Genomic DNA, 7,403 nt, shown 5'->3' with positions numbered 1-7,403 from the left:
CGTCTATGTCGAAACCCCCGACGGCGCCTCGGCCCTGAAGCTCGAGGACCCGCGCCTGCCCATGATGATGGCGCGGCCGGGCGTCCACGCCGACGCGCCCGAGGCCGAAAAGCCATTCGTCTATCTGGCGCCGCAGCCGGGGACGGTCCTGATGTGGGAGAGCTGGCTGCGCCACGAGGTGCCGCCGAACGCCGCGAGAAGCGAGCGCATATCCGTCAGCTTCAACTACGCCTGAGGCGAGGTCACTCGGCCTCGGACAGGTGGTCCGACAGGATCTCGTTCATCTCGAACATTGTGAAACGGTCCTTGCCGAACACAGCCTTCAGTGGCTCGTCCGCGTTGATCTCCTGCCCATCCTGCAGGTCGTTCTTCTTGATGTAGTCCCACAGGCCGCTGACCACGTCGGCCCGGCCCATGGGACCCTCGCCGACCACCGCCTGAAGCTCGTCCGACAAGATCAGCGGCCGATGCAGGCCGTCGTTCTCTTCACCGGCTCCGGGTCCTTCATTCTGCGCCATCTCGCACTCCGCTGGCTCCGACCCCTCGACGCGCCGGGACAACCGCGGCTCAGGGATAACGGTTCCAGCCGCCTTCAAACCGCCGCGCCGGGGCTCTAGTCATTTGCCCTGACGGCGGCGGGTCGCTACATCCCGCGCCAACTTCCCCGCACTTCCAGACGACAGGGCGCGACGCACCTCATGGCGCAGCAATACATTTTCCAGATGCAGGGCCTGACCAAGGCCTTTCCCGGCGGCAAGAAGATCTTCGAGAACATCTGGCTGAGCTTCTACAACGACGCCAAGATCGGCGTCGTCGGCGTCAACGGCTCGGGCAAGTCCACCCTGCTGAAGATCATGGCCGGGCTCGACAAGGAGTTCTCGGGCGAGGCCAAGGCCGCCGACGGGATAAAGCGCGGGTATCTGGAGCAGGAGCCGCACCTCGATCCGGCGCTGAACGTCCGCGAGAACGTGGAATCCTGGTGCGAGGAGAAGCAGTGGGTCAACCGCTTCAACGCCATCGCCGGCGAGATGGCCGAGAACTACTCCGACGAGCTGATGGAGGAGATGACCGCCCTCCAGGAAAAGATCGACGCCGGCGACGTCTGGGACATCGACAGTCGCATCGAAATGGCCATGGACGCCCTTCGCTGCCCGCCCGACGACTGGGAGGTCACCAACCTGTCCGGGGGGGAGAAGCGCCGCGTGGCGCTGGCCCGGCTGCTGCTGAGCAAGCCCGACATGCTGCTGCTCGACGAACCCACCAACCACCTCGACGCGGAGTCGGTGGCCTGGCTGCAGCATCACCTGGAGAACTTCCCCGGCTGCGTCATCCTGGTGACCCACGACCGCTACTTCCTGGATCTGGTGACCAAGTGGACGCTGGAGCTGGACCGCGGCAAGGGCCATCCGCACGAGGGCAACTACTCCTCGTGGCTGGAAGCCAAGACCAAGCGTGTGGTGCAGGAACAATCGGAATCCGAAGCCCGCCAGCGCGCCCTCACCCGCGAACTGGAATGGGTCCGATCGGGCGCCAAGGCCCGTCAGGCCAAGTCCAAGGCCCGTCTCGCCGCCTATGAGCGGATGGTTGACGAGCAGGAGAGCATGCGCGGGGCCCAGACCCACGCCGTCATCCAGATACCGCCCGGCCCGCGCCTGGGCAATGTCGTGCTGGAGACCGAGGGGCTCGAGAAGTCCTACGGCGACAAGCTGCTGTTCAAGGACCTGACGTTCAAGCTGCCGCCCAATGGGATCGTCGGGGTGATCGGCCCGAACGGCGCCGGCAAGTCGACCCTGTTCCGCCTGATCACCGGTCAGGAACAGCCCGACGCCGGAACCATCAAGGTCGGCGAGACCGTCAAACTGGCCTATGTCGACCAGAGCCGCGACGACCTGAAGCCGGACGAGACCATCTGGCAGGCCATCTCCGGCGGCACCGACGTGATGATGGTCGGCAAGCGCGAGATCAACACCCGCGCCTATGTCGGCAGCTTCAACTTCAAGGGCGGCGACCAGCAGAAGAAGGTCGGCCAACTGTCGGGCGGCGAGCGCAACCGCGTGCACCTGGCCAAGACGCTGGCGACCGGCGGCAACCTGATACTGCTCGACGAACCGACCAACGACCTCGACATCGAGACGCTGCAGAACCTCGAGGAGGCGCTGGACGGCTTCGCCGGCTGCGCGGTGGTCATCTCCCACGACCGGTGGTTCCTTGACCGTCTGGCGACGCACATCCTCGCCTTTGAGGGCGACAGCCACGTCGAATGGTTCGAGGGGAACTTCGAAGCCTATGAAGAGGACAAGAAGCGTCGTCTCGGCGTCGAGAGCCTGATCCCCCACCGGATCAAGTTCCAGAAGTTCGGGCGCTGATCGATCTGTGATAGGATGCAGGGCATGAGCGAACTCCTGTCCCGCATCACCATCGAAGACGTGAAATGCGGCGGGCGTCCATGCATCCGGGGCATGCGAATACGCGTGCAGGACGTGCTCGATATGCTGGCTGGCGGCGCCTCGGCGGAGCAGATCCTGGGCGACTACCCGTACCTTGAGCCGGACGACATCAGGGCCTGCCTCGCCTATGCTGCCGCCACGATCGGCGACACGGTCGTGATCGCCGCGTGAGGTTCATCGTCGACGCGCAACTACCCCCGGCTCTCGCCGAGTGGCTAGGTGCGCGGGGACACGAGGCCGAACATGTATGCGACCTGTTCCAACTGAACGCGACAGACGACGCGATCTGGTCTCTGGCCCGCACCCACTCGCGGGTCATCGTAACGAAGGATCGCGACTTCGCGCTGTGGGCGGCTGATCGCCGCGACGGCCCCCAGGTCGTGTGGATTCGCCTTGGGAACGCAAGTCGCGACACTCTGTTCGCGTGGCTGGAACCGCGCTGGCCGCGCATTCTGGCCAGTCTCGGTGAAGGGGTTCATCTGGTCGAGGTCCGCCCATGACCCAGCGCCCCGCCGTTCTGATCGTCCAGCCGCATCTGGCGCCGCTGAGCGATTTTCTAGAGCCGCTCTACGACGTCTATCGCCTGTGGGAAGGGCCGCCGATCGAGGCGGAGCGCGACATCGGCGCGGTGATCGTGGCCGGCGAATTCTCGCTGGATACCGCGCTGATCGAGCGTCTGCCGAACCTGAAGCTGATCGCCTGCTTCACCTCCGGCTACGATGGCATCGACGTGGACTGGTGCAGGGCGCGCGGTCTGCCGGTCACCCATGCGCCCGGCGTGAACCATGAAGATGTCGCGGACCACGCCATCGGCCTGATCCTGGCGGCGCGGCGGCTCATCTCGGAGGGCGACCGGAGCGTGCGCGCCGGGCGCTGGAGCGCGGATGCCAAGACCATCACGCCGTCCCTCAACGGCCAACGGCTGGGGATCGTCGGCCTGGGCGCGATCGGAGAGGCTGTGGCGCGCCGGGCGGAGGCGCTGCGGATGGTCGTCGGCTGGTGGGGTCCACGCGAGAAGGATGCGGTATGGCCGCGCGCGGAGTCGCTGACTGAACTCGCACGAGGCAGCGACATACTGGTGGTCGCTTGCCGGGCCGACGACAGCAACATCGGCCTGATCTCGGGCGAGGTGATCGAGGCGCTTGGGCCCACGGGCCTGCTCGTCAACGTGGCCCGCGGACAGCTTGTCGACGAAGAGGCCTTGATCGCGGCTTTGAAGGACGGACGGCTGGGGCAGGCGGCGCTTGACGTGTTCGAGCAGGAGCCGGTCGACGCCGGCCGGTGGGCCGACGTTCCGAACACCGTCCTGACCCCGCACACCGGCGGCGCGACAACAGAGGCGGTGCAGGGCATGCTGATGCTGCTGATGCAGAACCTACAGGCGGCGTTTGCCCGCGAACCTCTGAAGACTCCCGTCCCCTAGAGCCTTTCGGTCAGTGTCAGTCGCCTTCGGGCATGGGCGGGAAGGGATCGGGTGCAGGCGTGCTGGGCATGGAGGGAGCCCGTGGCGGCGCCGGCGGTCGGGGCAGCTCGTCACCCGTCAGGCGACCATCGCCATTGGCGTCCATCCGGGTGAACAGGCGGGCGGCGCCCGCAGCCATTTCTTCGCGGCTGATCCGTGAGTCCCCGCTGGCGTCGGACTGAGCGATCGCCGCTCGGAGCCGCCCTCCCCCCATGGCCGCCGCTCCGCCCTGCGTCAGGACCAGCAGCTCGCCGCTGGTCAAGGCGGCGTTCTGATCGACGTCGAGACGGGTGAACAGCCGATCCGCCCAGGCGGCGACCTGCGCGCGTTCGGTCGGCGGGGCCATGCCCGCGCCCGGTCGGGAGCCGGGCCCCGCCGATGGCACGGCTGTGGTCTGGGCCGAGGCGGTTGACGCGCCGACGGCGGCGGATACGAGGGCGGCGAGCAAGACCGAACGGAACATGGCTTCCTCCAGCGACGACTGAAGGGTCCAGAATGCGACCGGCGCGCGCGCCTTACCAGCGGATTCTGCTTGCCAAATTATATAAGGATATCTTTATATAAAGAGATGTCATTCAGCGCCGACCAGACCGTCGAAGCCCTCCGCGCCGCCGGCGAACCGACCCGCCTGCGCATCCTCTCCCTGCTCGCGGGGGAAGAGCTTTCGGTGATGGAACTGTCGCGGATTCTGGACCAGAGCCAGCCCCGCGTGTCCCGCCACCTGAAGCTGATGGCCGACGCCGGATTGATCGAACGCTTCCCGGACGGGGCCCGTGTTTTCTACCGCCTGTCCTCTGACGTCCCGGCGCGGCGGCTGATCGACACCGTGCTGGACCTGCTGGACGTCTCCGCCGGCGAAGCCGACGACCGGCGCCTCGAGACGGTTCGCAAGGACCGCGAAGTTGCGGCCAACACCTATTTCGAGCGCGTCGCGCCGCAGTGGGACCGGATCCGTTCGCTGTACGTCTCCGAAAGCGCCGTCGAGGACGCGATCGCCAGAGCCGCCGGCGAGGGCCCGTTCGAGCGGGTGGTCGATCTGGGCACCGGGTCCGGGCGCATGCTGACGCTGCTGGGACGACGGGCCAAGATGTCGGTCGGGCTCGATCTCAGCCAGAACATGCTCAATATCGCCCGCGCCAATGTCACCAAGGCGGGGCTGGACAAGGTCGAGCTGCGCCATGGCGACATCTTCGCCACCCGACTGCCTCAACAGAGCGCCGACCTGGTGATGGTCCATCAGGTGCTGCACTACCTCGTCGACCCGGCTGCCGCGGTGGCCGAGGCGGCGCGTCTGGTGATGCCCGAAGGGCGGCTGTTGATCGTGGACTTCGCGCCGCACCAGATGGAGCATCTGCGCGAGGAGCATCAGCATCGACGGCTGGGGTTCTCGGACTCCGAGATGCGCCGATGGCTGACGGACGCCGGGCTCCAGCCGTCCGCGCCGATCGCCCTGCCGCCCGACACCGACGGCCTGACGGTCTGCATCTGGACCGCTCAGCGCCCCGCCGTGGCCAAGGCGAACGTCGCATGAGCATCGCACCCCGCAGCCTCGCGGAAGCCCGCGCCCTGCTGCTGTCGCCGCTGGGCCCCGTGGCTCGCGCCGGGCAGGACCTGTCGCGCCCGCGCGTCTCGTTTGAATTCTTCCCGCCCAAGTCCGACGAGGCCGAGGCCAACTTGTGGAGGGCGATCCAGCGCCTTGCGCCGCTGAACCCCGCCTTCGTCTCGGTCACCTACGGCGCCGGCGGATCGACGCGCGAGCGGACCCACCGCACCGTCAGCCGCATCCTCTCGGAAACGTCGCTGAGCCCTGCCGCACACCTGACCTGCGTCGAGGCCAGCCGCGACGAAGTCGACGAGGTGATCCGGGACTACAAGGCCTCGGGCGTGAACCACATCGTCGCCCTGCGCGGTGATCCGCCGGGCGGCGCCGGGATCGGCGGAGCCTACCAGCCACGCGCCGACGGCTACGCCAACGCCACCGAACTGGCGCAGGCCATCAGTCGGGTCGGCGGCTTCGACATCACCGTCGGCGTCTATCCTGAGCGGCACCCCGAGAGCCCGTCCATCGATCACGACATCGACGTGCTGAAGGCCAAGATCGACGCCGGAGCCACCCGGGCGGTCAGTCAGTTCTTCTTCGACATGGACGCCTTCCTCCGCTTCCGCGATCGTGTGCGGGCGGCGGGCGTGACCATCCCGCTGATCCCGGGGATCATGCCGGTGTCCAACTTTACCGGGCTGACCCGGATGTGCGGCGCCTGCGGCGCCTCGATCCCCGACTGGCTCAAGGCGCATTTCGACGGGCTCGACGACGACCCTGAGACGCGCAAGCTGCTGGCGGCCTCCGTCGCCGCCGAAACCTGCGCCCGCCTGCAGGAAGAAGGTTTCGCCGACTTCCACTTCTACACCCTGAACCGGGCCGACCTCGTCTATGCGATCTGCCGGGTGCTGGGCGTGCGGGAAACCCGTTTGGAGACCGTCCAGTGACGCGCGCCGACCGCATCGCCGCCCTGCATGCCGCCGCGCGCGAGCGCATCCTCGTGCTGGACGGCGCCTGGGGCGTGATGATCCAGCGCAGCGAGCTGTCCGAAGAGGATTTTCGCGGCGGGCGCTTCGCCGACCACAACGGCCAGATGAAGGGCAACAACGACATCCTGTGCCTGACACGCCCGGATGTCATTTCCGGCCTGCACGACCAGTATTTCGCCGCCGGCGCGGATATCTCCGAGACCAACACCTTCTCGGCCACCGTGATCGCCCAGGACGACTACAAGCTCGACGGACAGGCCGTCTGGGACATCAATCTGGAAGGCGCGAAACTCGCCCGCGCGGCCGCCGATCGCTGGACCGCGAAGGAGCCGCACAAGCCGCGCTTCGCCGCCGGTTCGATCGGGCCGTTGAACAAGATGCTGTCGATGTCGTCGGACGTGAACGATCCCGGCGCGCGGCTGGTCACCTTCGACCAGGTTTATGACGCCTACCGTCATCAGGTGCGGGCGCTGAACGAAGGCGGCGTCGACCTCTATCTGATCGAGACCATCACCGACACGCTGAACTGCAAGGCCGCGATCAAGGCGATCAAGGACCTCGAGGACGAGGGCCTGGAGGCCCTGCCGATCTGGATTTCGGGCACCATCACCGACCGCTCGGGCCGGACCCTTTCGGGCCAGACAGCCGAGGCCTTCTGGAACAGCGTGCGCCACGCCAAACCCTTCGCCGTGGGCTTTAACTGCGCCCTTGGCGCGGACCTGATGCGGCCGTTCATCGCCGAACTCTCGCGGGTGGCGGACACGCTGGTCGCGGCCTACCCCAACGCCGGCCTGCCCAACGCCATGGGCCAGTACGACGAGCAACCGCACGAGACCGCCCACTTCATCGAGGAATGGGCGGCCTCGGGTCTGGTCAACATCGTCGGCGGCTGCTGCGGCACCACGCCGGATCACATCCGGCACACGGCGCAGGCGGTGTCGAAACTGCCGACGCGCGAAATTCCC

General features: G+C 67.2%; 10 protein-coding genes. 8 read left to right on the top strand and 2 right to left on the bottom strand.

Features of this window, described 5'->3' with window-relative positions:
- A partial coding sequence (locus VGB60_RS07010; RefSeq protein ID WP_331037551.1) for a 2OG-Fe(II) oxygenase family protein occupies positions 1–235 on the top strand: 235 nt, incomplete at its 5' end.
- 7 nt (positions 236–242) lie between these two features.
- On the opposite strand, the gene VGB60_RS07005 is transcribed toward VGB60_RS07010, so the two are convergent.
- Positions 243–518 carry an SWIB/MDM2 domain-containing protein gene (locus tag VGB60_RS07005; RefSeq protein ID WP_331037550.1) on the bottom strand — a complete coding sequence of 92 codons (276 nt, stop codon included), beginning with the start codon at positions 516–518 and terminating at the stop codon, positions 243–245.
- A gap of 180 nt (positions 519–698) precedes the next feature.
- On the opposite strand from VGB60_RS07005, the gene ettA reads away from it, so the two are divergent.
- Genes ettA through VGB60_RS06985 form a run of 4 tightly spaced genes read left to right on the top strand, consistent with a single transcriptional unit; the run spans position 699 to position 3,870 of the window.
- On the top strand, positions 699–2,366 hold the full coding sequence (gene ettA, locus VGB60_RS07000; protein WP_331037549.1) for an energy-dependent translational throttle protein EttA: 1,668 nt from the start codon (positions 699–701) through the stop codon (positions 2,364–2,366).
- A 24-nt stretch (positions 2,367–2,390) separates the two neighbouring features.
- A complete protein-coding gene (locus VGB60_RS06995) occupies positions 2,391–2,618 on the top strand; it encodes a DUF433 domain-containing protein (protein ID WP_331037548.1) in 228 nt (75 codons plus the stop codon).
- Positions 2,615–2,947 carry a DUF5615 family PIN-like protein gene (locus VGB60_RS06990; RefSeq protein ID WP_331037547.1) on the top strand — a complete coding sequence of 111 codons (333 nt, stop codon included), beginning with the start codon at positions 2,615–2,617 and terminating at the stop codon, positions 2,945–2,947. Before VGB60_RS06995 ends, VGB60_RS06990 begins: the two co-directional genes overlap by 4 nt.
- On the top strand, positions 2,944–3,870 hold the full coding sequence (locus VGB60_RS06985) for a 2-hydroxyacid dehydrogenase (protein ID WP_331037546.1): 927 nt from the start codon (positions 2,944–2,946) through the stop codon (positions 3,868–3,870). The genes VGB60_RS06990 and VGB60_RS06985 overlap by 4 nt, the downstream gene beginning before the upstream one ends.
- A 16-nt stretch (positions 3,871–3,886) precedes the next feature.
- Here the strand turns inward: VGB60_RS06985 and VGB60_RS06980 are convergent, their stop codons facing one another.
- Positions 3,887–4,372 carry a hypothetical protein gene (locus tag VGB60_RS06980; RefSeq protein WP_331037545.1) on the bottom strand — a complete coding sequence of 162 codons (486 nt, stop codon included), beginning with the start codon at positions 4,370–4,372 and terminating at the stop codon, positions 3,887–3,889.
- Positions 4,373–4,477: 105 nt separating this feature from the next.
- Here VGB60_RS06980 and VGB60_RS06975 point away from each other — a divergent pair, with 105 nt between their 5' ends.
- The 3 genes from VGB60_RS06975 to VGB60_RS06965 form a co-directional block, all read left to right on the top strand.
- Positions 4,478–5,440 (top strand): metalloregulator ArsR/SmtB family transcription factor, encoded by a 963-nt coding sequence (locus tag VGB60_RS06975; protein WP_331037544.1) that lies wholly within the window; start codon positions 4,478–4,480, stop codon positions 5,438–5,440.
- The gene (gene metF / locus VGB60_RS06970) at positions 5,437–6,396 is read left to right on the top strand and encodes a methylenetetrahydrofolate reductase [NAD(P)H] (protein WP_331037543.1); all 960 of its coding nucleotides are present in this window, start codon (positions 5,437–5,439) and stop codon (positions 6,394–6,396) included. Before VGB60_RS06975 ends, metF begins: the two co-directional genes overlap by 4 nt.
- Positions 6,393–7,403 (top strand): homocysteine S-methyltransferase family protein (locus VGB60_RS06965; RefSeq protein WP_331037542.1); only part of this gene is annotated, 1,011 nt, incomplete at its 3' end. The genes metF and VGB60_RS06965, both read left to right, overlap by 4 nt.

The organism is Brevundimonas sp., assembly GCF_036399195.1.
In the GTDB taxonomy this organism is placed as follows: Bacteria; Pseudomonadota; Alphaproteobacteria; order Caulobacterales; family Caulobacteraceae; genus Brevundimonas.
The sequence above is the reverse complement of the archived record's forward strand: the minus strand, read 5'-3'. Positions and strand labels throughout refer to the sequence as shown.